Origin of the sequence: Paenibacillus sp. 203 (genome assembly GCF_037027525.1) — a bacterium.
GTDB classification, from domain to species: Bacteria; Bacillota; Bacilli; order Paenibacillales; family Paenibacillaceae; genus Paenibacillus; species Paenibacillus polymyxa_B.
In genome coordinates, this window is record NZ_JAXCHD010000072.1 from 1 (window position 1) to 290 (window position 290).

At 40.0% G+C, this 290-nt stretch carries 1 pseudogene; it reads right to left on the bottom strand.

Going from position 1 to position 290, the window contains the following annotated elements:
* Nucleotides 1-290: pseudogene (locus tag WA407_RS26445) on the bottom strand (helix-turn-helix domain-containing protein); the annotation flags it as partial.

Here is a 290-nt window from a genome sequence, read left to right on the forward strand (position 1 = left end):
GGTGATTTTTCCTTGTTTTGAACTAAGGCATTCAACTTTTTTAAATAGGCGTTTTCCATACGTAAACGTTCTAATTCAGCTTGTAGAGCCTCCATTGAATCCTTGGCAGGTTCTTGCTTCTTTGTGAGGTTTTTATTCTTATCTGTCATGCGTGGACGCCCCTTTTTCTTTGAATTCAGGGCGTCTATTCCATGTTCATTGAATTGACTACGCCATTTCCTAATGACTCCAGGTGAAGAAATTTTGAAAATGACAGCTGCTTCATTCGGAGACGTCCCATTCTCGTTCAT